A 25,242-nucleotide genomic window follows, 5' to 3' on the forward strand; every position below is an offset into this window, starting at 1 on the left:
TGGGAAACGGTTGCCGAAACCGCGAAAGGACAGATGGCACTTCTAACCGGGCTCTCCACGCGCCGCCGTGGCATCGCGTTAATTGCGCTTCCATTGGCAGCCGCGATCGGTGCATTCACTGGTTGCGCCCCGTCCTCACCGCAAGCCCAAGGAACGCAGTCCAGCAGCCCTTCGGCAAGCAACGCCCCTAGTGCCTCCAGTGCCACGCCAGCTCCAACCGTCGCTCAAGAATCTTCGACAGCTTCAAAATCCTCAGCGCTACCGTCTAGTTCCGCTTCGCAGGCACCAGTTCAAAGCACGGCGGCCACACCGTCAGCTACCCCCGCAGCCACTAGTGCTCCAGCAACTGTTGCTTCAGCAATTGCTACAGCTAGCGCCACCCCAAGTAGTGCAAGTTCGCAGAGCACCCTCTCACCTTTGGCTTCCGGAGCCGGATCCGGCGAGACTCTGAAATCAGTGGAATCCACCGTGGCGGCTCTTCCCGCCGAATCAAGCAAGCTATTTGCTGCCATCAAGGCCAATAATCTGAAGGGCGTCAAAAAGGTCCTGAAGTCCGGCGTTAATTTGGCAGTCAAAGATGGCTCCGGACGCACGGCACTGATGCAGGCAGTCATTGCCAAAAATGAGCCCATCATCAAGACACTCTTTGATGCCGGCTCCAACCCGAACATCAAGGACAATTACCAGGAATCCCCGTTCTTACGCGCCAGCGCTAACGGTCAAACCGGTGCGCTGCAGATGTTTATCAAGGGCGGCGCCAACGTCCAAGAGGTCAATCGGATGGGTGGCAGCGCCTTGACTGTGGCCAGCGAAAACGGCCAGGTTGCGGCCGTACGAATTCTGTTGCGCACTAACATCAACATTGACCACGTGAATGATCTGGGTTGGACTGCCTTGCATGAAACTATCGTGCTGGGCCAAGGCACCAAGAGTTCAGTGAATATCGCCGAGTTGTTGGTTGCCAACGGCGCAGATCCACGACTCAAAGACCGTACCGGAGCCGACGCTTTCAAGATGGCCCGTGATCGCCAGCAGACGCAGATGTTAACCATGCTGCAGACTGCTAGCCGCCGCTAAAGCTCACAGGGCGTTAACGTAAAACCAAGCATCAGCTTCGCGGACAAAGGTGCTCACCTCATGTTGCGCAGCTGCATTGCCCCCATCAACATAGTGCGCGGCAAATTCCACAACACCACGGGTGGCCTGAGCACCACCAGCACGAGTGGACAGGATTTCTAAACCCGCCCAGCGCATCTGGGGGTCCAAATCCAATTCTTGAGGGCGAGTACTCTCATGCCAGGTGGCCAGAAGATAGGGAACCAGGCCCAGCACAAATCCGCTGTAGCGCGAACGCATCAGTTCTTCAGCGGTTTCAGGCAATACCGAACCGTCCGCCCGTCCGTCATGAAAGCGCTGGCAGCACTGAGCGTAACTGAGCTTGACCGAGTCCAATTCACGGCATGAACACGTTGTCTGACTAGAGTTTTTCACGCTTTCAGAATACGCGTCGCACACAGTTTTGCGCCCCGTGAGCCAAAGATCACATGACTTATATCTAGGGATATCGGCCCGATCAGGCACAGGCACGTCTGGCCGGTCACATTCACGGGTAGACTGTTAGGGCAAGCTCGCGGAGCGCCAAATCCCCCTGGTGTGAGACGGCATCTCCGTGTGGCATTTAACTTAACCTCGCCAACAGGAGATATGCCGGATGCCCCGCATCGTTGTAGATGTCATGCTCAAGCCAGAAATCCTTGACCCTCAGGGCAAGGCCATCGCGGGAGCACTTCCCCGCCTAGGCTTCACCTCCTTCGAAGCTGTCCGCCAGGGCAAGCGCTTTGAACTTTCCGTGGACGGCGAGGTGACCGAAGAAATCCTTGCTCAGGCTCGTGAGGCAGCAGAAACCCTGCTCTCCAACCCGGTGATCGAAGATGTCGTCAACGTCGAGGTAGTCGAAGACTAATGAGCACCGAACTCCCCTGATTGGCGACTACTCAGCGCCAACAAACGAATTGTCAGGAGCACGCGTCGGCGTGGTGACCTTCCCGGGCACCCTTGATGACCGTGATGCCGCCCGTGCAGTGCGCGCCTCCGGTGCCGAGGCAGTGTCCCTGTGGCACGCCGACACCGACCTGCAGGATGTTGACGCCGTGGTAATCCCTGGTGGCTTCTCCTACGGTGACTACCTGCGGGCTGGCGCGATCTCGCGTTTTGCTCCAATGATGGCCAAGATCGCCGACGCTGCGAACTCCGATGCCAAACTGCCTGTACTGGGTATTTGCAACGGTTTCCAGATCCTCACCGAGTCGCATCTTTTGCCTGGCTCGATGATCAAAAACGATCACCTGAAGTTCATCTGCCGCGATCAGCTGCTGCGTGTGGAGAACAACCAGACCGCTTGGACCAATGGTTTTGAAGCTGGCCAGGAAATCACCATCGTGCTCAAAAACCAGGACGGCCAGTACGTGGCTGACGAGAAGACCCTGGATGAGCTTGAAGCCGAGAACCGCATTGCGTTCTCCTATGTGGGCTGGAACCCGAATGGTTCGCGCCGTTCGATCGCTGGCGTCAGCAACAAGGCTGGCAACGTGGTGGGTCTTATGCCTCACCCGGAGCATGCCATTGAGGTCGGCTTTGGCCCCGATGCCCGCGGCACCGATGGGCTAACCTTCTTCACCAGTGTTCTGACCCACCTTGTTGGAGGAAAAAGTGAGCCAGGAAGTCACCAAAGAATTCAACATCGACACCGTCGATAACGCCGCCGGCACCCCAGATGTAGAACTGCCTTGGGCAGAGCTGGGCTTGAAGGACAACGAATTTGCCGAGATCGTGAAGATCTTGGGCCGTCGTCCCACCGCTGCTGAATTGGCCATGTACTCGGTGATGTGGTCCGAGCACTGCTCGTACAAGTCCACCAAGAACCACCTGCGCCAGTTTGGGCAGAAGGTCACCGATGAGATGAAGAAGGACCTGATGGTCGGCATGGGCGAAAACGCCGGTGTTACCGACCTGGGCGACGGCTGGGCCGTGACGTTCAAGATCGAGTCGCACAACTCGCCTTCCTACGTTGAGCCATACCAGGGTGCTGCTACCGGCATTGGTGGCATCGTACGTGACATCATCTCCATGGGTGCCCGTCCGATCGCCGTGATGGATCCATTGCGTTTTGGCGCCATCGATCACGAAGACTCGCAACGCGTGGTGCACGGCGTAGTCTCGGGCATCGGCGGCTACGGCAACTCGCTGGGCCTGCCGAACATCGGCGGCGAAACCGTCTTTGATCCGATCTACCAGGGCAACCCACTGGTGAACGCCTTGGCTGTTGGCGCACTGCGCCACGAAGACCTGCGCCTGGCTAACGCCTCGGGTGTGGGCAACAAGGTGGTGCTCTTCGGTGCACGCACCGGTGGCGATGGCATCGGCGGCGCTTCGGTGCTGGCTTCCGAATCCTTCGATGACACCAAGCCTTCCAAGCGCCCTGCTGTACAGGTCGGTGACCCGTTCGCCGAGAAGGTACTGATCGAGTGCTGCCTGGAACTGTTTAAGGCTTCACTGGTTGAAGGTATCCAGGACTTGGGTGCTGCAGGTATTTCCTGTGCAACCAGCGAACTGGCATCCAATGGTGAAGGCGGCATGCAGGTTGAGCTGACCGACGTGCTGCTGCGCGACTCCACCCTGACCCCGGGCGAAATCCTGATGTCGGAGTCCCAGGAACGCATGATGGCAGTTGTCACCCCTGAAAACGTTGACGCGTTCGAGGCTGTTATGGCCAAGTGGAACGTGGAGTACTCCTGGTTGGGCGAGGTGACCGATACCGACCGTTTGATCATCACCTGGAAGGGTGAGGTCATCGTGGACGTGGACCCTAAGACCGTGGCCCACGACGGCCCGGTTTACGACCGCCCTTACGCTCGCCCAGAGTGGCAGGATGCTCTGCAGGCTGACACCTTTAAGTCTTCGGAGGCCGGCAAGAACTTGCCAGCAACCGGTGATGAGCTCAAGGCTGCCGTGCTGGAACTGATTGCCAGCCCAAATATGTGCGACAAGTCCTGGATCACCAACCAGTACGACCGCTACGTTGGTGGCAACACCGCATTGGCCGCCCCGGATGATTCCGGTGTGGTGCGTATTGATGAGTCCACCGGTTTGGGTGTGGCCATCGCTACCGATGCCAACGGCCGTTACACCTATCTGGATCCATACGCTGGCGCTCAGCTGGCACTGGCCGAGTCCTACCGCAACGTTGCTACCTCTGGTGCAATCCCTGCGGCGGTCTCGGACTGCCTGAACTACGGTTCCCCAGAGAACCCAGATGTCATGTGGCAGCTAGCCGAGGGTATCCGTGGTCTGTCTGATGCTTGCATGGTGCTTGGTGTTCCAGTCACCGGCGGTAACGTGTCGCTGTACAACCAGACCGGCGACAAGCCGATCCACCCAACCCCAGTGGTTGCCACCTTGGGCAAGTTCGACGACGTTGCTCGCCGCACCCCTTCGGGCTGGCGCGAAGAGGCCGACGGCCAGGCGATCTACCTGATCGGCACCACCAAGGACGAGCTGGATGGCTCGGAGTTCGCCAACCTGCGCGGTCACCTCGGCGGTGTACCGCCGGTAGTTGACCTGGAAGCGGAAAAGGAACTGGGCGCGATCCTGATCAACGCTAGCCGCGATGGCATGATCGATGCAGCTCACGACTTGTCAGAAGGTGGTCTGGCCGCAGCATTGACCGAGATGGTTCTGCGCTTCGGCGTTGGCGCTCGTGTAGCACTGGATGAGATCAAGGAACGTGACGGCGTAGATTCCTTCACCGCTTTGTTCTCGGAGACTCAGGCCCGCGCCATCGTTGCTGTCCCACGAAGCGAAGAAGTTCGTTTTAAGGATATGACCAGCGCCCGCGGTGTGACCGTGGCTCGCTTGGGCATCGTTGATGCGCAGTCCGGTTCTTTGGAAGTCCAGGGTGAATTCACCGCTTCGGTGGATGAGCTTCGTGAGGCTAACGAAGGCACCATGAAGAAGTACTTCGGCTAATACCCACCGGTTGAAGCCTGATTGGCCCGCCTCCCTTTTCTGGGAGGCGGGCCAATTGCTTTGATGGCCCATGGCTGGGACCCCGCCTACCCGTCAGCCGCACACGACGCCCAGACGCGCGCCTTTCCGCAGTACATTATTTATATAGTTGACACGTCAACAATATTGAGTCATGATTGATGCATCAACTTAATTCGTGGTACGAGGAGCGGGTCATGGACAGCATCGAAAATATCGAATTCGGCATCGACACCTTTGGTGATGTACCTAGCGGAGCCAATGGCCAGCTACTAACTCAAGCGCAAGCCATTCGTGCCACCGTCCAAGAAGCCATGGTTGCTGATCAGGCAGGCGTTGACGTCATCGCTGTTGGTGAGCACCACCGACCTGAGTACGCTATTTCCAGCCCGGAAACCGTACTGGCTGGCATTGCCACCGCAACGGAAAGTATTCGCCTCTCCTCCGGCGTTACCGTCCTATCCTCTGATGATCCGGTGCGCGTTTTCCAACGTTTCTCCACCGTAGATGCGCTATCCAACGGACGCGCTGAGGTCATGCTGGGGCGCGGCTCATTCACTGAGTCTTTCCCACTCTTTGGGCACGATATGGCCGACTATGAAATCCTCTTTGATGAGAAAATCGACCTCTTCCACAAGCTGCTCGACGAGAGGCCTGTTACCTGGCAAGGCACCAAGCGTCCTTCACTAGCCGACATGGACGTCTTCCCAAAAACTGAATCCGGCCGACTGCGCACCTGGGTAGGCGTCGGGGTTCCCCACAGTCCGTGATCCGCACGGCGCACTACGGTTTCCGAATGATGCTCGCAGTTATCGGCGGCTCACCGGAACGCTTCGCACCTTATATCGACCTGTACCGCCGCGCCAATGAGCAGTTCGGCCACCAATCGACTCCGGTTGGTCTACATTCCCCGGGCTTCGTAGCTGATACCGATGAACTGGCCCGCGAAGCAATGTTTGACGCCTACAAGGAACAGCGCGACCGGATCGGCGCCAGCCGAGGCTGGAGCCCAATGAGCCGCGAAGAATTTGAGCATGAAGCAATCGAAGGCTCGTTGTACATCGGATCGCCTGAAACCGTTGCCCGCAAGATCGCCAACACGGTGAAGTCCCTTGATATCGGACGCTTTGATTTGATCTACTCCGGCGGAGCCGTGGATGCAGGCGCTCGACTTCACGCTGTGGAACTGTACGGAAGCAAGGTCATCCCAATGGTCCGCGAAATGCTTGCCCAAGCATAATCACTTAGCATCACCGACTTTGCAGGAAGGCACGAACATGGAACAGCAAACTATCGGCATTCTAGGTGCAGGAAAGATTGGCACCGCACTGGCTCGGCTAGCCCTCAAGGCCGGCTACAAAGTGCTCATTGCAGGTTCCGGTGACCCCAGCGCCATCGCACTCACCATTCAAATCCTCACGCCAGGTGCAGTAGCCGTTGATGCGCATACCGCGGCTAAAGACGCCGGCATTGTGATCTTGGCTCTGCCGCTGGGAAAGTACCAAAGCATTCCGGTACAGCAGGTGGCCGGAAAACTGGTTATCGATGCCATGAACTACTGGTGGGAAACCGACGGTATCCGTGAAGACCTGAACGGACCAGAAGTTTCCACCAGCGAACTGATTCAAGAGTTCTTGCCCGGCGCCCGTGTAGTGAAAGCCTTCAACCACATGGGTTATCACGAGATTGAAGAGGAATCTCGTGCAGCTGGCGTCGCTGGGCGCAAGGCCATCGCAGTGGCCGGCGATCTTGAAGCAGATCTGGAAATTGTTGCACGAATTGTGGACGAGTTTGGATTTGATCCACTGCGCATCGGCTCGCTGAGTGAAGGTCAACGATTGCAACCGGGGCAGCCAGCGTTTGGCGCCAACCGGCCAGAGGCGCAACTGGCCGATCTCATTGGATCGGCTCAGTTGGCGACCTCCGCCTAACTAAATCAAACTACGCAGGGCCCTCACTGGCTTTATTAGAGCCAGTGGTGACTACTGTTCGGTGCGCCCTCGGGCTGCTGATTCAATAAGGTTATCCCCGGCTAATGCACTGCCGGATTCAATCGCGCTGACCCATTCGGCGCTCGGTGCCACGGCAGCCCAATTGGAGTTCAAAACAGCCATCAAGGTTTCGTGAACTTGCTTGGCGGGGATTGAACCAGCGGAGTTGACGATATCAATAGCGCCGGTGGCATCGGAGAGCACCTCGACCGCGAATCCCAGTGGTTCGGCGGCAGCGGCCGAACCGATCACGCAGTTGTTGGTCATGTAGCCAACAAGGGTCAATGTGTCGATCTCTCGCTCGCGCAACCAAACTTCAAGTCCGGTGCCTTCAAAGATACTGGCGAAGTTCTTAGTGATGCGCAGAGCTGCCGATTCAAGCCGGTCATGAATCTGTGGCTGAAGGGCGAAGGTTGAAGATTCAGGAGCGAAAACCGGTGACCCTGCAGGACCCTGGTGCTGGACTACAACAACAGGGGTATCGGCTTGTTGTGCAGCGTCCATTAGCTGCGCAATGGCTGCTACGGACTTCTCACGCTCAGGGTATTGGATCTTGAGCAGGCCTTCAAAATATTCTTGCTGAGCGTCAATGACGACTAGTGCACGACGTGGTGTGGACATGATGTTCTCCTTTGATTCGGTATAACGGTGGCACCGGTTGGTGCCGTTTTTCAAGACTTGCTGGCGGGCTTGTAGTGCTCTGCCATCAGTTGCACGGTACCTAGCGCGGCGTTCCGCACGTGAGAACCAGTCACTAACATCAGCTCATCGGCGCCAGTTCGCTCTTGCAATTCTTCGAGCCGCCACGCAACCTGTTGCGCTGTTCCTGCGAAGGTACGGTTGGTGTACATCTGAATGATGGCTCGTTCGTTGAGTGTCGCCGAGTAGTCGGCCACCTCTTGAGGGCTCAGCAATTTATAGGATTCGCCCTTAAACATCCGCAGCATAGCCATGGCCCCGGATGCTGCCTGTGCCCCGGCAAATTCGATATCTTCGGAGGCAATGGCACTAAGACTGACCAGGACGTAGGGGTGCTCCAACTGCGCTGATGGAACAAAGTTATCTCTGTAGATACGCAGCGCAGTTTCAATATCAGCCTCACCAAATTGCAGGGCAAACGCATATGGCCGGCCCAGACGCGCCGCTAATTGCGCCGAATAAGGCGAAGAACCCAAGATCCACAGCGGGGTTTGATGCTGCGCTGCCGGCACTTGGTTCTGCTGGTTTTGCCATGGCCCAGGAACGGCGTGCACGGTGCTGTATGGGTGATTCTGCGGAAAGTCGTCGGCCAAGAATCCAATAAGTTCGGCTAGCTGCTCATCAAATGATTGCGCGCTTCCAGTTCCCCGACGAAGCGCTGCTGCTGTTGCGCCATCGGTACCGGGCGCTCGCCCCACCCCAAGGTCTATCCGCCCTGGCGCCAGCGCTTCAAGCATTCCAATCTGTTCAGCAACAATCAACGGTGCATGATTTGGCAGCATGATTCCACCGGCACCGAGCCTGATTTGGCGGGTATCGGCGGTGAGCCTGGCCATCATCAGCGGGGGCGAGGCCACGGATAGTGCGGGCATTGCATGATGTTCCGACGTCCAGAATCGGTGGAAGCCCAGTTGATCCGCTGCCTTGGCAAGATCGATGGTGTCACTCAATCCATCTTGAGCTGTTTGCCCGACGCCTGGTCCGCCACCAGTGTGTACAGACAGAGCGAAAGGCGCAGAGCCAAATCGTGGCGCTGGTTGCAAAGCAAATCTCATTTCTCATGTTTATTTTGACTTTTACCGTGATACTCACCCTAACAGGAAATCACGTTAAAACAAGACTGATACCATGAGAGTATGACTCAGATGCCACTTCCCCCGAGCCCCGGTGCGCAGCAACACAGCAGCATCGATCTGGTCAACAGTGAAATCCAGCTACCCGGTAACAAAACATTCGACGCGCTGGCCTCACCAGAATCCACCACTGACTGGCTGATTGACAGAGAACTCGTACCTGAAGATGCGCAGCTTCAGGAGTATTGCCAGAACCGGCTCGTCACCTTGCGCCAGTACGTGCGCCAGGCTTTTTCGGCAAGCACTTCGGGTACACCAATTGATGAAGTGGCGCTGCAAGGAATCAACGCGGCCTTGTTGGCAGCACCAAATACGCCTTTGCTGAAGCAAGAGGGCGGTAAGGGATTTTTCCGCGCGCTGGAACACCCCGCCACGCAGCTAACTGAACATGCGTTAGCCACACTGGCCGAAGATGCGGCTTCCCTGTTGAGTAGCGACGAGGCCACTCAGTTAGCCCAATGCGAATCAGAGCCTTGCACCAGATATTTACTGCGCACCCACGGCCGCCGGCACTGGTGTTCAACACGCTGTGGCGACCGGGTCCGCGCTGCGCGAGCCTACGCGCGGAAGAAAGAACGGCAAAACTAAGCCCGCTACTCGTTCGAGATTACGAGAGCTGGCCAAGGACCTCGTTCAAGGCCTCAGTGGATGATGGGTGAGTAAAAATCTGATCGCGTAGCGAGCTGGCGGTCATTTTCTGGCGCATGGCTAAAGCCACAAGGTTGATCACTTCTTGGGAATCAACGTGCATGAGCGCTGCACCAAGAATCTGGTCGGTGTGCGCATCAACGACAAACTTGATCACGCCTCGCGGGTCACCGACTATTTTTGGCCGTGGCATGGCGGCAATCTCTGCGACTTTCTTCACCGCAATCTTGACCTCTAAGCCCTGCTCGATAGCTGCAGCTTCGCTTAGCCCAACCCTCGACAATGGTGGCGTAGTGAAGATGGTATAGGGAACAGCCACGCGATCTTCGGTGCTACGCGAACCATCACCTAAGAGGTGATTGGCCAGAACTCGATGATCATCCAGTGATACATAGGTGAATTGCGGGCCACCGTTCACGTCACCCAGAGCATAAATTCCCTCGGCGCTCGTGGCCAAGAATTTATCTACGACGATTTCCCCTCGCTCACCGACTTTTACTCCGGCAGCTTCAAGACCCAGATGACTGGTGTTTGGGGTTCGGCCTAAGGCAATTAATACTGCGTCAGCTTCAAGTTGCTGCGCTTGCCCGTCGAGTTCAAAACTGACCGTTGCGCTGGAATGATCCTGGCTAATCTTAGTGACTTGAGCAGAGCTGATGATAGAAACTCCAGCATCAACTAATGATGACTGAACCTCGCTGGCGATGTCCTGATCTTCTTTGGACAGCGCACGCTCACCACGATCCAAGACGGTAACTTTAGCGCCAAACTGCGCAAACATTGACGCAAATTCAATGCCGACATAACCGCCACCCACAACAATCAGGGACTTTGGCATCTCCGCATGCTGTAACGTCGTGGAGTCATGGACGCGGCCACGAATTTCGACTCCCTCAATTTTTGGTTGGGCAGGAACCGAACCGGTGTTGATGATGATCCGCCGCGCACTCAATTCCAGCTCTTCAGTTTCGGTACTGACCTTTATGGTTCGAGGTCCACTGAAGGTGGCGTGCCCGGTGAGGACCAAGACCGACTCAAGATCATCAAGCATCGAGAAGTTCTTGGCGCGCATCATCGAGGTCAGCTTGTCTCGGCGTTGCACCGCGGCTTCAAAGCGTTGCGGATCAAAATCAGAACCGTGGGCTTGCTCGGCTTCATGAATCAAGATCTTGGTGGGCACACACCCAATGTTGATGCATGTTCCGCCATACATTTGGGCCGACTGTTCAACCATCGCCACTCGTTCACCCGAGCGAGCTAGCGTGCCAGCCAGCGTTTTGCCACCTTTGCCCCAGCCAATAACGATGGTGTCGAGCATGCCTGCCGTGTTTTCTGCGCTCACAATAAACCCTTTGCTGGTGCCTTTGCCTTCTAGCTAGAGTCTTGCGCTAAATTGGCGTTAGAGTCAATCGCCATTAAATTCCCACAATTTTTGTCAGGTTAAAACTGAGGCGGCCAGCTTCCTCGAAGGAAAGCTGACCGCCAGTATCACCGTGGTGAAGTATTAGATCTTCTTCACGATGGAAGACTTGAGTTCCATGTGGCCGAAGCCGTCCACCTTTGCGGCGATATCGTGATCGCCGGAGCCTGGCTCTAGGCGAATGTTGCGGACCTTAGTGCCGGCTTTCAGTGCACTCTGGGCGCCCTTGACCTTCATGGTCTTGGTAATGCTGACAGTGTCACCATCCTGCAGAACGTTGCCCACTGCGTCCTTAATGACGGTCTCGGTTGGTTCCGATTCCTCGGTTTCAGCGTTCCATTCATGTGCGCATTCAGGGCAAACCAGCAACGCATCAAGTTCGTAGGTGTACTCGCTGGAGCACTTTGGGCACGGAGGCAAAGAATCAGACATGGGGCTAATTTTAGTTACTCAGAACTCCCATTGTCGAATGAATCGAATATCGAATACCGTTGCCAACTTCGGCCCTAGAATCTCCCATTCACCAAGGTGGCCCAAAGCGGGCAGGCTGTTATAAGACCACTTGTTTTGTTTCATCAACCGCGCTCATACTCAGCCATAGGAGCCAAATACTGCGACAGCACTTTGAGGGGCAGCGCACCAATGTCTAAACACTACAAGCATCGCGGGCACCACGTTTCAAGCGCGATCCCCGCAGGTGAGCGACTGACCTTAGAAGTATTGGCCATCGCCGAAAAAGCTGGGGCCAAGGCTGGATATGCGGTGGCAAAAGAAGAGCTCTACCGCAGCATTGGTAACAACAACGAGATCCTCAACGAACAAGAGACCGAAGAGTTGCTGGCAGCAGCTCAGCGCGCCGGATCAGCAGCTGCGCTGCTCGCCGCCCGTAAGGTGATCGACAAAACGCTTCGAAGTTCTTTCCGTTCAAACGCTGAGCCACAGCTGTCCGCTGATCCTGAAACTGTTGCTACTCAAGTTTCTCCAAAGAACTATGAAGAACCTCTGGCCCAGTACTCCCCGTCGCTCGGAAACTTCCAGGCACCTCGCAAAAAAGTTGAGCAACATGTCCTGACCATCACGCGGATAGAACAGCTCTCTGCCAATATGGTTCGCATCATTGCTGCCGCCCCAGACTTAGCTGGCTTTCGTTCCAACTCGGCGTTAGACCAATACGTCAAGGTCTATGTAGCCGACCCTGAACTTGGCTTAGTACCGCCCTATGACATCCATGCCTTGCGTCACCGACTGCCGCGCGAACAGGTACCCCGCTCAAAGTCTTATACGATCCGTTGGGTCGACACCGCGCTCAACGAGCTCTCCATAGATTTTGTAGTTCATGGAGATCCGGGGACGGTTGGGCATTGGGCAGCACATGCAAAGCCGGGAGAACCATTAGTTATTTCTCCAGCTCGCAGCAAGTCCTCCCCTTCGCTGGATGCTCAATACTATGTGCTTGCTGCCGATGAAGCGGGGTTGCCTGCGATTGCCAAAGTTCTAGAAGCCCTACCGGCACAGGCACAAGGGGTGGCACTGCTCGAAGTTGCCGAGGCAACTTCAATGTTTGACGTGAAACATCCCGAAGGGGTTGTTTTAAGCTGGCTTCCGCGGAATCAAGATCCAGCCGGGCGCAGTCACGTTATCGCCGAAGCGCTACGCACTTTGCCGTTACCAACGGCACCAATCGGGGTAATCGCTCACGCCGAGCGTTCAACGGTCAAGGCCATTAACCACATCACCAAGTACTGGAATCTAGATAAACGAGCAACGCATATCTCTTCATACTGGACCCTTCGCGAAGGCAGGCTAGGAGTCAATCTCCCGAGGCACTCGACCCAGCTATTCTGAGGACCGATTTAGTCGTAAAATGCTATCTCGTAGAATCCGCGCGTCTCCGGGCTAGGTTGTTCTATGATCGTTACTTCAGGGCCGGCCGGGACATCAAATTCCATGCTAAGCTCATCGGCCGGGATTGCGCATTGCGCGGTATCTTCAGCGATCATTTCCTGACCCACCCGCACTTGAAGTTGAACCGCTCCGGTGCCTTGGCAGGCTCACCTGAGAAGATTTTTGTCCCGAATTGAACTCGATAGATCAAAGTCTCCGGCAGCGCTTCACCCTCGTCGCTAAACCGAAATGTGTTTACCGATGACGCCACCGAGTGGTTACCGTTGACTGCCATGAATTCGCCACCCTGATCATTTTCGATATTCAGCAAACCATTGCCCACTAGAATCGTGTGGCCAAAATTGGCCATTGGCGGAAACCACGACGGGTCAAGACCGGACGATTGTTCTTGCGTGGTCTCTTCAACAACGGACACGGTCGGTTCTTGCGAAGGTTTCAGCTTCGAGACCGGAGTGGTGCACGAGGTGAGAGCACAAACAAGCACAACAGCCACTGGCACAATCCGCTTCATATATTCTCCGAGTCACCACACTGCAAAACTTTCTTTGACCCTATGCCACGACGCCCAGTTAAACAACGGATATTGGCGCACGTAGAGAGCAAGTAATTCGCAGTCAACGGATACTTCACCACAAATTTCCCATAGATCTCACACTGAAACACGTCGCGCAGCCGTCTAAATGGTCCGCTGCGATCCATATAGTTTTCTAGGGGGCTCTCCCCTACTTTTCGTCGTCGCCCTAGGAGCCGTACCACCGCATGCGTTTGCTGCGCCGCACCATTGCTTTTGCCCTCATCGCTTCATCTATGGTCATGAGCGGTTGCTCAACCTTGGATTCCATCGATCTTTACACAACGCCGGATGCTCAGGCGGCCCCTTCACAAGATTCTGCCAAGCAACGTGCCGGCTACGCTGGCTCCCTGGATCTGTTGGCGAACATTGACATTAAGGGCCGTGCGCCAAAGACCGGGTACGAGCGAGAAAAATTCAGTAATGGTTGGAAAGATCCGGATCACAACGGATGTGATGCCCGCAATGACATTCTGACCCGCGATCTGGAAAACGTGAAGTACAAATCAGCGTCAAGGCCTTGCGTAGTGCTCAGCGGAATCTTTCACGATCCGTATACCAATACAACTATCAAGTTTGTTCGCGGTCAGAACACCAGCACTGCAGTTCAGATTGATCACGTTGTTCCCCTATCCGATGCCTGGCAAAAGGGTGCACAGCGCTGGAGTGAAAAAGCACGCTTCGAATTTGCCAACGATCCGCTAAACCTCATGGCTTCGGACGGACCGACCAACGGATCCAAGAGCGACAAGGACGCAGCTTCCTGGCTCCCGCCCAACAAAAGCTTCCGCTGCGAATACGTCTCACGCCAGACACAGGTCAAAGCCAAGTACGGCGCGTGGATGACAAAGGCAGAACACGACACCATTGAGCGCATTCTAAAATCCTGCGTGTAATTAATGGCTATCGACCCATTGTGCAGACACAGAACTTGGCTATGCGGAGAAATATCCTCCTTAAGACCTATAGTCAACCTGATGGATTTGTGGCATCATGGTGTTTATCAAGCTAATGGTCATTATGTTTTGTGACTGCCAGTAAAATTCTCTGCTGCTAAGGCGAACAATGAAGACTAAGTTGTCAGCTGCCCTTCTGCTGCTAGCAAGCGTCTGCCTTTTTGCGTTTGCCTTGAATACTTCCCATCGCGATGCAGCCATGGGTTGCTGGGTGCTTTCAACAATATTCTTCATTGCTGCAGCGATGCTGCTGTTGGGAATTATCTTGGGTTCTTCTGCGGTCACGTCCCCGGAACCACGAAAAAAACGTCGCCGCTAGAGCCCCAAATTCATTTCGAAGCAATACGTCAGCCCACCGCTGGTGTATTGCTTTGACTATTTAATCGCCAGAAGTCGTAGTCCTTCACGGCAATTTAACACCGAGGCATCGACAGGTTCATATAGATGGGATAGATATGTAAGTAGTCACACTCGTCACTCTTTAGGAGCATCTATGTCTGCATTCAAGCAGATGAGAAAACTCAGTCTCGCATCATTGGCAACACTTTCGCTCGTAGCTACCGGCACCGCTCTTGCGCAGGCAGCTTCCACCGAGGAGCCAACCAAAAGCTCAGCCTCAACCGCAGCAGCAGATTCGGTGACCCTGGACCTTGTGGGAATCAACGACTTCCACGGCCGGATTGCAGCCGATAGGGATTCCGCCGGCGCGGCTGTTTTGTCCGGAGCAGTTACCCAGCTTCGAAGCGAAAACGTAAACACACTTTTCCTCTCCGCTGGTGACAATATTGGAGCTTCGACCTTCGCCTCCGCATCCCAGCAGGATGCTCCTACAATCGACGCATTGGGTGCAGCTGGCCTGGACGTATCGGTAGTTGGTAACCACGAGTTCGATAAGGGCTACGAGGACCTCAAAGGACGGGTAGTTGACAGGTTCGCCAAAGCAACGGGAAAGCCAGGTGCGGACTTCGCGCTAGGCGCCAACGTCTACAAGGCCGGCACCAAAACTCCAGCTCTGAAAGAGTACGCAATCCGTGAAGTGGGCGGGCTATCCGTTGGCTTCATCGGCACAGCAACAGAAGACATTCCGTCCTTGGTTTCACCTAGCGGCATCTCAAGCTTGAGCATCGGAAGCGAACTTGAGGCAGCCAACCGTGTTGCTACCCAGCTCAGCGACGGCGACGACGCCAACGGCGAAGCCGACGTGATTGTGTTGTTAACCCACAACGGTTCAGCCAATGCCGAATGCCCAAGCATCGCTGCCGAAGACACTGCGTACGGAGATCTGCTGCGCAAAGCCAGTGGCAAGATCGATGCGATCTTCTCCGGGCACACTCACAACTCCTATGACTGCTCTATTGCTGGCCCTTCCGGCGAGCGCCCAGTGATTCAATCGCACCAGTACGGTTCCACTCTGGGCAAGGTCAGCCTCGATGTTGATCCTGCTACCGGTGAGGTTTTGAAGTCCAGCAGCGAACGTCTTCCGCTGGCCACTGAAGATTCCGAGGGAAACTGGACGGCAAACTACGCGGCGGATCCAGCTGTGGCGAAGATTGTGAAGGACGCCGAAGACCAAGCTGAAGTTGTTGGCAGCAAGAAGGTCGGCGCAATTTCGGAAGATATCTTGCGTGGTGGGCAGACCCCAGGCTCAGACCGCGGCGTTGAATCTACCTTAGGCAACACCGTGGCAGATATTCACCTCTGGGCCACTTCCAATGAAGACTTCGCTGGCAAGCCAGCTCAGATTGCCTTTATGAACGCCGGCGGTCTTCGTGCTGATCTGCTGTATGGCAAGGACGGAACCGTCACCTATCAGGGCGCCGCAGAGGTCCAGCCTTTCGCTAATACCCTTGTGACTTTTAACCTCACGGGAGCTCAGATCCGTGAAGCCTTAGAACAGCAGTGGCAGCCTGAGGGCTCTGAACGTAACAAGCTGCAGCTGGGTATTTCTGAAGGTCTGGCTTACACCTACGTTGAGGATGCCCCAGCAGGCAAACACATCAAGAAGATCACCTTTAACGGCAAGCCGCTGGATGAGTCGGAGACCTTCCGCGTAGCCGCCAATGCTTTCTTGGCTGGCGGTGGCGATAACTTCTTGGCCTTCGCTGAGGGCACCAACCATTCTGATTCTGGTCAGGTTGACCTTGATGCCACCGTGAACTTCTTCAAGGCTCACGATGTAGTCTCGCCATCTCCACTAGGCCGTGCAGCATTGGCTGGCACCGACTGGGCCAAGGTTGCGCTTGCGCCAACTGAAGCAACCGCTGGTGAAAACGTTACGGTGACGGTCACCGGTTTGGAAGAAAACGCGCAAATCTCGGCTTCTGCTTTTGATGGCGCCGTTGAGGTTTCTGGCATCCCGGCTGCGGATGCATCCGGAACCACCAAGTTCCAGCTTCCAGTCGAAAGCTCTGTAGCCCCTGGCGACTACCAGCTGATTGTTTCGCAGGTACAGCATGAAGACATTACAACTGACTTCTCGGTCGTTGCAGCGCCAGTACAGCCGACCCCGTCGGCTTCGCCGTCAGCTACGCCTTCGCCGTCCGAAGATGTAACTGAAACACCGGAACCTTCCGAATCTGATTCTTCAGATGATCCATCCTCACCATCTGAGGATGACTCTGATTCTCCGGAGCCGACTAATAGCTCAGCGCCAACCAGCGACTCATCTTCCCCGTCAGAGGACGATTCGAAGGATAACTCCTCGGATGATTCTCAGCAGCAGGACACCGAGGATTTGGCCGATACCGGTTTCACCGCTGGCTGGATTGGCATCGTTGCAGGAGTCATTGTCTTGGCAGGCATCATCTTGCTACTGATCCGCCGCTTCGGCAACAAGGCCGGACGCTAGAAACAGCCGGACATGAACGAAGGGACGTAGCCACGAATTATCTCGTGGTTACGTCCCTTCACTGTTTGGGAAATTAGTCGATGACCAATTCGCCCATGGAATCCCAATCGTCGCCTTCAACCTTGCGCGAGATGATCTTTGGAGTAGAAACTAGCAGCGGACGCATGGACTCGATGCCAGCTGCGAAGTGTGCGGAATTTACGTGGGCAGAAGCTGCCTCGTCATCACGGAAGGCTTCAACAAGAACGAACTCGTTGGGATCCTCCACGCTCACGGACCAATCGAACCAGAGGTTACCTTCTTCGGCGCGGGTGGCCTTGGTGAACTCTGCAACGTGATCCATGAAGTTCTCGGTGTTTTCTGGCTTTACCTGATATTTAACAACGATGAAGTACATGCCTCTAGTATAGGGCTCCGTGGCTAATGGTGTCTTGCAAACGAATGTATTCTTTATCCCTCACCGACATGCCCTCGACCACAAGATCATAGCTATCTTCAATGAGTTCTCGCATCAGTTCAAGGTCTAAACCAGATCTGACGGTATTCCAATGCTTTTTGTTCATATGGTAGCCAGGCGTGATTTCCGGGTGCTCGCTGCGTTGCTGATCTGACAACGCTGGCTCGCATTTGAGGTTCAACGCTGGCTCACCTTGCAGGCTTATCACCATCGCGAACATTTTTGCCTTGCTCGTGTCCCGCCCCGAAACTTTAAAGACGGTGTATTCGGGACCGAAAGGATAATCAGCGAAGGAACAAGGCAGGCTCAAACACAGCTTCGCCCATGCTTGTTCGAGTACTTCTTGGCTTTTATCGTTTGTCATTCTCGCCTCGACTACTGAAACGGGTACTCAATTTTGGGGCAGGTATTCATGACAACATCGAGCCCAGCACGCTTGGCACGTTGGGCAGCGTCTTGATCAATGACACCTAGCTGCATCCAAATAGCTTTGGCCCCGATCTCAATTGCCTGGTCGACGATATCGCCAACTTTTGACGAGTTTACAAAGCAGTCAACAACATCAACAGGTCCTGGAATGTCGGCAAGCTTTGAATACCCTTGCTCCCCCATCACATCCTGAGCATCTAGTGAAACCGGGATGATTTGCATAGACAGTTCATCACGCAGGAATCGTGCAATGGACGGAGCTACTCGGGTGGGATTGTTGGTGAGTCCAACTACTGCCCACCTGCCCGGGGTACTCAAGATCCGACGAATCACCGCGGGATCATTTACGTGACTATTGTGCATACGCGCCACATTACTCGCTCCACCTGCGACACTGCATAGTTTGATAATCCTCAGTTGGTCAGCAGCGATCCTTGACCTGAGACTGCTGACCTCACTGACGTGATCCTTCTACTTCTGCAGTTGGACGTCTGCCTCGGTATCTGCTGCGCTCAGCGAGGAAAATGCTCCCCGATACTGCGCCGCAGGATGGTTCTGTGGCAGGTAGTCTCCTCGTCCAAAGATTTTTTGTCGCAGGCTACCCTGCTCATATTCGCTTTGTGCCAGACCTCGTCGGCGCAACTCAGGGATAAGTCCTTCAATGAAGTTGTCGTAGGAGCCAGGCAGCACATGGTTCATGATATTCAAGCCGTCAATTCCTGCATCCTGCCAGCGTTCAAGCTCATCAGCGATACTTTCTGGGGTACCCACGATTTGCTGCGCCTTGGCCCGGTAATGGGCCAAGTCCTTCAGCGTAGGATTGCCGCCCGGGACAGAAGCTTTGATCGCTTCAAGTACGCCTTGGGCACCCTGGGTCTGAATGTCTCCCAATGGGGTGTCCAGATCCAACCCGCCTAGATCTACTCCCAGACCGCCACCAATGTGCGCGACAATCGCATCTAGATCCAAGTACTCGTCGTATTCGGCTTCCAAGGCTTTGGCTTCAGCCTCGGTGGATCCAACAACAAAGGACAACCCTGCGAAGACTTTGATGTCTTCTCGCTGGCGTCCTGCAGCAACGAGATTTTCAGTTAGCTGAGCGTTTTTCTTTGCAACATATTCTGCGTGCGGTGCGAAGAGGAAGGTTGCTTCTGCGTGCGTTGCTGCGAACTGCGAACCGCGCGCTGATGATCCAGCTTGGAAGAGGAACGGCGTGCGTTGTGCGCTGGGCAAAGCAAGATGTGGGCCATCAATTTGGTAGTAGTCCCCACGGTGATTGATCTTGTTGACCTTGGACGGATCAGCATAGATTCCGTTGACCTTGTCGGCCAGCAACGCGTCCTCTTCCCAAGACCCCTCCCACAGCTTGTAGGCAGCTTCCACATACTCTTCAGCCCACCCGTAGCGGTCATCGTGAGCTACGAGGTCCTTGCCACCAAAGTTGCGGTGTGCATTTTCTAGAACGCTGGTCACGATATTCCACGCAACGCGGCCCTGCGAGAGGTGGTCAAGGGTTGAAATCTGTCGGGCAAATTGGAAAGGGTGACTCTGAATGACAGAACTGGTCATGGCCAAACCAATATCCTTGGTGCTTGTTGCCAAGGCAGAGAGCAGTACCAGCGGATCATGGCTAGGAACCTGTAGGCCCTTGCGTACGTGGGATGCCCAACCACCCTCATGATCTCCATAAAGGCCCACAACATCGGCAAAGAACAACGCATCAAATTTGGCGTCTTCCAGCTTCTTTGCCAAATCCACCCACAAATTCAGTTCATTAAAACGGTGCTGCTGCGCTTCTGGGTGACGCCACATGCCACCAAGAATGTGGCTTGAGGTATTCATTAGGAATGCTGAGAGCAGCAAACGTGGACGTGATTCAAAAGTTCCCATGATTACTTCCCTGCTTTTGCTTCGCCGATAGAGTTCAGGCCATTTGGCACAGTGCCGTTGATGAAATAGTCGCCCACAGAGCGAGCCTTGAAGGCTACCGGGTTGTGGGTCGCAACTGTGCGTGCATTGCGCCAGAAACGATCTAACGATTTAGAGGTCGATACCGCTGACGCGCCGGTGACATCAAAGAGTTCGCTGGTGGCATCCAAAATCAGCTTTGGTGTGGTTACGTGAGCTTGTTGAACTGCCAACTCTGCACGCAGGTACGCAGCATCAGAATCCAAAGCCAGCTGCGGATCTAGGGCCGCGTCTAATTCGCGGGCTGCTGTGGTGACTATGCATTCAGCAGCAAAAACATTCGCCGCCAAGCGTCCAACCAACTCTTGAATCTGCGGATCATCCTTGAACAAAGAACCCGAACCGGTGTTAAAGGTGCGGGTACGCGTAGCTACGATCTGTGCTGCCTCATTGCGGGCGGCCTTACCGATGCCTACAAGTACCGACAGTAGACACAGTTGAAAGAACGCAGGTTCCAGAGTAGATGCGATTTTACGCTGAATAATGTTCTCGGCCTGAACCGGAACATCAGTGAATATGGCAGTACCGGTACCGGTCAATGGCTGGCCAAACCCATCCCAATCATCCAGGATTTCCACCCCGTCAGCGTTCCGGTCAACGATGGCGTACTGACGCCCTTCAACACCTTGCGTACTGGTCATGACCACAACCCAATCAGCAAAAATCGATCCGGTGGTGTAGTACTTTTCACCGCGCAAGACCCAGCCATCAGCGTTCTTCACGAGCTTGGTATTCGTGGTGCCTAATGCGTTGCCGCCACGTTCAGTTGCAGCGTTGCCAAAGATCTGACCATCCAGCACCCGTGGGAACCAACGGTCCTGAAACTTCTCGGGTTGCAATGCGATGGTCTCTACAAAGGCGAAATGGCTGCGCAACAAATGAGCCACATTGGAATCTGCCGTGGCAAGTTCAATCAGCAAACGGAAGAGGTGCTCGTGACTGACTGGTGTGCCACCGTGACTTTCAGGTACGCGCAACGTGGTAAATCCTGCGTCCTTGAGCCACTGCACCTGCTCAAATGGCAGAACACGGTTTTGTTCGCGTTCTCGGCTTCCCTCAGCTATTCGTGCGAAAACTTCACTGAAACGCTTGAGCAGTTCCTGGTAGTGGCTCTCTGTTGTTGCCGCGGCGATTGTCGTCATTGCTTCTCCCTGCAGGACATCGGTATCTAAGTTCAGTATCAAAAGTAGTGGCCCCACGACGCGGATCAACTATCGTCGTGGGGCCAAGGCCTACTTATTCCAGGTGGCGAAATCTGCTTCCAGGTCGCGGGCCCATGGGGTGCCTAGAGCGCCGTCAAGGTAATCTGCGTACCACTGCTTGACCTCATCTGAGTGATAAGCCTCTTCAAGGACTTTGCCCTTCTCGGTATCCATGAATCCAGGTTTGGCACCAATGATGTTGATGTATGGAAGTGCTTCTTCTTCCTTTTCAAAGAGCAACGCGTCGTCTGGGTTCAGACCAATCTCGGCGCCGAGGCGAGCAAAGAGGAATCCGGCGTCAACGTCCGGCAGAGTCTTGGACAATGACTGCTGATCAACTTCAACAAACTTGAAGTTCTTTGGGTTCTCCAAAATGTCATTCTGCGACAGGCGAATCACGCTCTTGTTTGGCGTGACCTTCAATACCCCTGCCTTATCAAGCAGGGCCAATGCGCGACCATTATTAGCGGTATCTACAGGCAATGCGATGGTGGCACCGTTAGGCAGTTCCTTGATGGAATCGTACTTTTTCGAGTACACGCCGGCTGGTGAACTGTACATGTAGAAGGCTGTATCCACATCCACGTTCTGGTCCTTCTTGAACTGCTCAAGGTAGGCACCGTGCTGGAAGAAGTTCGCATCATACTCACCGTTAGATACCACGTGGTTTGGCTGCACGATATCGGTGACATACGTGGCATCCAGCTTCCAACCCTTCTCAGCCAGTAGCTTCTGAGCGATCTTGGTGGGCTCCTGCGACGGAGCCGATTCGGTGACAATGATCTTGATGGTCTTGTCCCCAGTTCCGGAAGCTTCTCCGCCTCCGACCAGACCACATGAGGTTAGTCCTAAGAGTGCTGCCGAGCCAGCGGCGAAGGTCAAGAAAGTACGACGAGATACTGCCATGATGTTTTCCTTAGATAAAGTGCGAGTTGAGAAGAAGTGTTTAGCGTTTGTCTGCTGCACGCGAGAGCCGAGTACCAACAAACTGAACTGCGTGCACCAGCAAGATCATCAGAATGATCGCTAGGAGCATGACGCCGGTTTCGTAACGGTAGTAGCCGTAGCGGATAGCAAAATCGCCAATACCTCCGCCACCTACCAGACCGGCCATCGCTGAGTACGAGATGAAACTGACCGTCATGATGGTGATAGATGAGAGCAGTGCAGGTCTTGCCTCGACAAGTAATACTTCGCGAATGATCTGTCCGCGGGTAGCACCCATGGCCTGCGCAGCTTCAACAACTCCATTGCCAAGCTGGCTGATGTTCTGTTCCACAAAACGTGCAAAATAAGGAATCGCGTTAATCGTCAGCGGAACAATGACGGCAGCAGTTCCAATGGTCGTTCCCACCACAAACCGGGTGAACGGGATGATGGCAATCAGCAAAATAAGGAATGGGAAGGAACGGATGGTGTTCACTATTCCGTCAACAATCTGGTGCAACCGCGGACGGGGACGCAGACCATTAGGCGACATGGAGAACAGCCAGATCCCCAGTGGCGTTCCGAGCAAAATTGCAATTGGAATGGCGACCAGAAGCATGGCGAAAGTTTGTGCCATGGCCACCCAAATTTCCGGGGCCAGTTCAACAATTCGGTCAAAGTTAAAGCTGCTGCACTGCCGTTGCTCGTGCCCAGCACTAGTGAAGATAAGTTCATTGGTAATCCAGGTTCTTTATACGCGCGCTACGTGGGCAGCTGATGAGGATGAAACGGGTTTTGGGCTGCGGTTCAACGTAATTTCATCGCTGATCAGATAGCGTCCGATAGGCGTCGTGGGTTCAAAGCCAGGCTCTTGCAACTCATTCAGGGCGAACTCTTCAACTACTGAACCGTCTTCCATCACCGAGACGCGGTCTGCGATGGCCTTAATAACGTTCATTTCGTGCGTGACAATAACTGTGGTGATTCCGAGGCTGGCGTTGATGTCGCTGAGGTACTGCAGCACCGAGGTCGTGGTTCGCGGATCCACTGCACTGGTCGGTTCATCGCACAAGAGGACTTTTGGCTCGGTCACCAACGCTCGTGCAATGGAGATGCGTTGCTTCTGACCGCCTGAAAGCTGTCCTGGGTATGCGCTGGCCTTGTCAGCCAAATCAACAATGGCCAAAGCTTCCAAGGCGCGTTCGCGACGCTCGTTTTTTGCTACACCAGCAAACTTCAGATTCAGTTCCACGTTCTGCAACGCGGTGCGATTGTTCAGCAGATTGAAGTGCTGAAAAATCATTCCGATTTCATGTCGTTGCTTACGCAAATCGCCATCGCTGAGTCCGGTAAGTTCCACGTCATCGACAAAAACCTGACCGGAGGTTGGGCGCTGAAGTAAGTTGATGTTGCGCAACAGCGTTGACTTGCCAGCACCGGAGAAGCCGATGATCCCGTGAATGCTTCCGGCTTCAATGTTCAGGGTCACGTCTTTAACTGCCGTGAATTGATCCTGGCCATTGCCAAATGTTGTTGTTACGTTCTCAAGACGAATCATCATCGCTCCTTTACTGCTTGGTTATACGGAGCGTTCTTCACGAGGAAATCCTGTCTTTAAACAGACTTTCCCGTCGCGAAGTGAAAGTACTCCATCGGTCCTGGCTGTAGCACCGCTCCCTTACGGGTGGTTGCTGCGACGTCGTTGAGCCAGATCTCTCAGTCGCTCTGGATGGTGTGTGTTCGGTTGTACGGTCCGAACGATTTAAGTCTGTCTTCCATGGCCATGACCGAACAATAATTACGTAAACGGAAGTCATGAAGTCACCAAAACTTACTCACAACGTCAAAAAATTGCTTTGGTCTGCGTAGCAATTCTTCACTTTCCTCAAAGGTTTCGAATCAAGACGACGACCCTTGACGTATTGATTCCCCTTTGGTTTCATGCGCACGACTGACCGTCGGGAATTGAACCGCGAGGGACGTGGTTGTATTAGTTTGCAGACCAACGAGAGGACAACATGAAGATTGCAATTGCAGGAGCCACCGGACAGCTGGGCCAACTGGTTATCAACGCACTATTAGAGCGCGGTGCAGATCCTGCACAACTGGTTGCCCTTGGACGTTCTGAAGAAAAACTCGCTCCTCTGGCGGGCAAGGGTCTGGAGACCCGCGCCGCTGACTACAACGTCGAGGCAAGCCTGGTGTCAGCTCTCGAAGGCGTAGACAAGTTGCTTCTGATTTCAGGTAGCGAAGTTGGCCAGCGCATCACCCAGCATGAGAACGTCATCAACGCTGCCCAGCGCGTGAACGTATCGCTGATTGCTTATACCTCTATTGCCAATGCCCTGACCGGCAACATGAAACTGGCGCAAGAGCATGTGGCTACCGAACAGTTACTGGCGGGCTCCGGCATTGAATACGTCTTGCTACGCAACGGTTGGTACACCGAAAACTACACCGATCAGCTCCTGGGCTACCTCAACAGCGGCGTAGTTCTCGGCGCCGCAGGTAACGGCAGGATCAGCGCCGCCCCACGTGCCGACTACGCAGAAGCAGCCGCAGCGGTATTGCTCTCCGAAGAAAATGAGTCCGGCAAGATCTACGAACTTGGTGGCGACAAGGCCTTCACCCTGAGTCAGCTGGCCGGTGCCGTGGGCGCCGCCGCCGGCCAAGAGGTCAATTACCAGGAAGTTGAACCAGAGAAGCTCGTTGCGATCTACACCGAATCCGGCGTGCCAGCACAGTTTGCAGACATCCTGGTTGATACCGACGTGCAGGTTCGTGACGGTGCCCTGGAAGTGAACTCGGCAGATCTTTCCCAGCTCATTGGCCGTCCAACCGCATCGTTGGGTAAGACCATCAAGGAAGCTCTGGCTCAGTAAACTAACCAGCTGCACCAACGCTGAAGTGGGCAGTGATCCTCGACTGACTAGTCGGGGATCACTGCCCACAGTTCTAACGTCATAACTATAAATATTGTGATCACTTGCGCGGAATTACAACGCTTCTAAAAAGATGGCTCGTGTCACACCCCTAGCGCTTCGA

General features: G+C 54.7%; 25 protein-coding genes, 1 pseudogene and 1 riboswitch. Of the genes and pseudogenes, 11 read left to right on the forward strand and 15 right to left on the reverse strand.

Translation table 11 applies throughout. From position 1 onward, the window contains the following. The first annotated feature begins 33 nt into the window (after nt 1-33). Nucleotides 34-1,077, forward strand: a complete 1,044-nt coding sequence (locus N6V40_RS01040) for an ankyrin repeat domain-containing protein (protein ID WP_131090548.1) — start codon at nt 34-36, stop codon at nt 1,075-1,077. Between the two features lie 3 nt (nt 1,078-1,080). On the opposite strand, the gene N6V40_RS01045 is transcribed toward N6V40_RS01040, so the two are convergent. After that, nucleotides 1,081-1,380, reverse strand: coding sequence for a YchJ family protein (locus N6V40_RS01045; protein WP_315973743.1), 300 nt, complete (start codon nt 1,378-1,380; stop codon nt 1,081-1,083). 331 nt (nt 1,381-1,711) lie between these two features. Here N6V40_RS01045 and purS point away from each other — a divergent pair, with 331 nt between their 5' ends. The 5 genes and pseudogenes from purS (at nt 1,712) to N6V40_RS01070 (ending at nt 6,974) form a co-directional block, all read left to right on the forward strand. After that, nucleotides 1,712-1,963, forward strand: a complete 252-nt coding sequence (gene purS / locus N6V40_RS01050) for a phosphoribosylformylglycinamidine synthase subunit PurS (protein ID WP_038991933.1) — start codon at nt 1,712-1,714, stop codon at nt 1,961-1,963. Nucleotides 1,964-2,033: 70 nt separating this feature from the next. After that, nucleotides 2,034-2,756, forward strand: a complete 723-nt coding sequence (purQ, locus tag N6V40_RS01055; RefSeq protein WP_262198614.1) for a phosphoribosylformylglycinamidine synthase subunit PurQ — start codon at nt 2,034-2,036, stop codon at nt 2,754-2,756. Next, nucleotides 2,710-5,025 carry a phosphoribosylformylglycinamidine synthase subunit PurL gene (purL, locus tag N6V40_RS01060; protein ID WP_131090551.1) on the forward strand — a complete coding sequence of 772 codons (2,316 nt, stop codon included), beginning with the start codon at nt 2,710-2,712 and terminating at the stop codon, nt 5,023-5,025. The genes purQ and purL overlap by 47 nt, the downstream gene beginning before the upstream one ends. A gap of 215 nt (nt 5,026-5,240) precedes the next feature. Then, nucleotides 5,241-6,283: pseudogene (locus tag N6V40_RS01065) on the forward strand (LLM class flavin-dependent oxidoreductase). A gap of 19 nt (nt 6,284-6,302) precedes the next feature. Continuing rightward, on the forward strand, nt 6,303-6,974 hold the full coding sequence (locus tag N6V40_RS01070; RefSeq protein ID WP_396268157.1) for an NADPH-dependent F420 reductase: 672 nt from the start codon (nt 6,303-6,305) through the stop codon (nt 6,972-6,974). Nucleotides 6,975-7,025: 51 nt separating this feature from the next. Here N6V40_RS01070 and N6V40_RS01075 read toward each other — a convergent pair whose 3' ends face one another. Together N6V40_RS01075 and N6V40_RS01080 are read right to left on the reverse strand one after the other, a co-directional pair. After that, nucleotides 7,026-7,655, reverse strand: a complete 630-nt coding sequence (locus N6V40_RS01075; protein ID WP_131090553.1) for a cysteine hydrolase family protein — start codon at nt 7,653-7,655, stop codon at nt 7,026-7,028. A gap of 50 nt (nt 7,656-7,705) precedes the next feature. Then, nucleotides 7,706-8,788 (reverse strand): LLM class flavin-dependent oxidoreductase, encoded by a 1,083-nt coding sequence (locus N6V40_RS01080; protein ID WP_131090554.1) that lies wholly within the window; start codon nt 8,786-8,788, stop codon nt 7,706-7,708. An 81-nt stretch (nt 8,789-8,869) separates the two neighbouring features. On the opposite strand from N6V40_RS01080, the gene N6V40_RS01085 reads away from it, so the two are divergent. Further along, nucleotides 8,870-9,454 carry a CGNR zinc finger domain-containing protein gene (locus N6V40_RS01085; protein WP_131090555.1) on the forward strand — a complete coding sequence of 195 codons (585 nt, stop codon included), beginning with the start codon at nt 8,870-8,872 and terminating at the stop codon, nt 9,452-9,454. A gap of 19 nt (nt 9,455-9,473) precedes the next feature. On the opposite strand, the gene N6V40_RS01090 is transcribed toward N6V40_RS01085, so the two are convergent. Then, the gene (locus N6V40_RS01090) at nt 9,474-10,856 is read right to left on the reverse strand and encodes an FAD-dependent oxidoreductase (RefSeq protein ID WP_242632611.1); all 1,383 of its coding nucleotides are present in this window, start codon (nt 10,854-10,856) and stop codon (nt 9,474-9,476) included. A 162-nt stretch (nt 10,857-11,018) separates the two neighbouring features. After that, complete coding sequence (locus tag N6V40_RS01095; protein ID WP_131090556.1) at nt 11,019-11,366, reverse strand: zinc ribbon domain-containing protein YjdM; 348 nt, start codon at nt 11,364-11,366, stop codon at nt 11,019-11,021. 210 nt (nt 11,367-11,576) lie between these two features. Here N6V40_RS01095 and N6V40_RS01100 point away from each other — a divergent pair, with 210 nt between their 5' ends. Further along, nucleotides 11,577-12,779, forward strand: a complete 1,203-nt coding sequence (locus N6V40_RS01100; RefSeq protein ID WP_131090557.1) for a siderophore-interacting protein — start codon at nt 11,577-11,579, stop codon at nt 12,777-12,779. Between the two features lie 151 nt (nt 12,780-12,930). On the opposite strand, the gene N6V40_RS01105 is transcribed toward N6V40_RS01100, so the two are convergent. After that, entirely contained in the window at nt 12,931-13,254 is a 324-nt protein-coding gene (locus N6V40_RS01105) for a hypothetical protein (protein ID WP_262198622.1), read from the reverse strand. Nucleotides 13,255-13,598: 344 nt separating this feature from the next. On the opposite strand from N6V40_RS01105, the gene N6V40_RS01110 reads away from it, so the two are divergent. Further along, nucleotides 13,599-14,306 carry an HNH endonuclease family protein gene (locus N6V40_RS01110; RefSeq protein ID WP_131090559.1) on the forward strand — a complete coding sequence of 236 codons (708 nt, stop codon included), beginning with the start codon at nt 13,599-13,601 and terminating at the stop codon, nt 14,304-14,306. Nucleotides 14,307-14,366: 60 nt separating this feature from the next. Here N6V40_RS01110 and N6V40_RS01115 read toward each other — a convergent pair whose 3' ends face one another. Continuing rightward, nucleotides 14,367-14,651 (reverse strand): hypothetical protein, encoded by a 285-nt coding sequence (locus N6V40_RS01115; RefSeq protein WP_262198624.1) that lies wholly within the window; start codon nt 14,649-14,651, stop codon nt 14,367-14,369. Between the two features lie 208 nt (nt 14,652-14,859). On the opposite strand from N6V40_RS01115, the gene N6V40_RS01120 reads away from it, so the two are divergent. Beyond that, on the forward strand, nt 14,860-17,214 hold the full coding sequence (locus N6V40_RS01120; protein WP_262198626.1) for a bifunctional metallophosphatase/5'-nucleotidase: 2,355 nt from the start codon (nt 14,860-14,862) through the stop codon (nt 17,212-17,214). A gap of 73 nt (nt 17,215-17,287) precedes the next feature. On the opposite strand, the gene N6V40_RS01125 is transcribed toward N6V40_RS01120, so the two are convergent. From N6V40_RS01125 to N6V40_RS01160, 8 genes are all read right to left on the reverse strand, one after another. After that, entirely contained in the window at nt 17,288-17,611 is a 324-nt protein-coding gene (locus N6V40_RS01125) for a putative quinol monooxygenase (RefSeq protein ID WP_131090562.1), read from the reverse strand. Nucleotides 17,612-17,615: 4 nt separating this feature from the next. Further along, nucleotides 17,616-18,035, reverse strand: a complete 420-nt coding sequence (locus tag N6V40_RS01130) for an MmcQ/YjbR family DNA-binding protein (protein ID WP_131090563.1) — start codon at nt 18,033-18,035, stop codon at nt 17,616-17,618. Nucleotides 18,036-18,046: 11 nt separating this feature from the next. Next, nucleotides 18,047-18,463: a CoA-binding protein gene (locus N6V40_RS01135; protein WP_131090564.1), complete on the reverse strand. Its 417-nt coding sequence runs from the start codon at nt 18,461-18,463 to the stop codon at nt 18,047-18,049. Between the two features lie 108 nt (nt 18,464-18,571). Next, entirely contained in the window at nt 18,572-19,990 is a 1,419-nt protein-coding gene (locus N6V40_RS01140) for an NtaA/DmoA family FMN-dependent monooxygenase (protein ID WP_131090565.1), read from the reverse strand. Between the two features lie 2 nt (nt 19,991-19,992). Further along, on the reverse strand, nt 19,993-21,210 hold the full coding sequence (locus N6V40_RS01145; RefSeq protein ID WP_131090566.1) for an acyl-CoA dehydrogenase family protein: 1,218 nt from the start codon (nt 21,208-21,210) through the stop codon (nt 19,993-19,995). A 90-nt stretch (nt 21,211-21,300) separates the two neighbouring features. Then, entirely contained in the window at nt 21,301-22,176 is an 876-nt protein-coding gene (locus tag N6V40_RS01150; RefSeq protein ID WP_262198630.1) for a MetQ/NlpA family ABC transporter substrate-binding protein, read from the reverse strand. Between the two features lie 40 nt (nt 22,177-22,216). Further along, nucleotides 22,217-22,834, reverse strand: a complete 618-nt coding sequence (locus N6V40_RS01155; RefSeq protein ID WP_262198632.1) for a methionine ABC transporter permease — start codon at nt 22,832-22,834, stop codon at nt 22,217-22,219. Nucleotides 22,835-22,948: 114 nt separating this feature from the next. Beyond that, the gene (locus N6V40_RS01160; RefSeq protein ID WP_242632612.1) at nt 22,949-23,758 is read right to left on the reverse strand and encodes a methionine ABC transporter ATP-binding protein; all 810 of its coding nucleotides are present in this window, start codon (nt 23,756-23,758) and stop codon (nt 22,949-22,951) included. Nucleotides 23,759-23,843: 85 nt separating this feature from the next. Beyond that, nucleotides 23,844-23,933, reverse strand: a riboswitch (SAM riboswitch). Between the two features lie 282 nt (nt 23,934-24,215). On the opposite strand from N6V40_RS01160, the gene N6V40_RS01165 reads away from it, so the two are divergent. Next, entirely contained in the window at nt 24,216-25,079 is an 864-nt protein-coding gene (locus N6V40_RS01165) for an SDR family oxidoreductase (RefSeq protein WP_131090570.1), read from the forward strand. Nucleotides 25,080-25,242 lie beyond the last annotated feature (163 nt).

Origin of the sequence: Glutamicibacter sp. M10 (genome assembly GCF_025452055.1) — a bacterium.
Taxonomy (GTDB): domain Bacteria; phylum Actinomycetota; class Actinomycetes; order Actinomycetales; family Micrococcaceae; genus Glutamicibacter.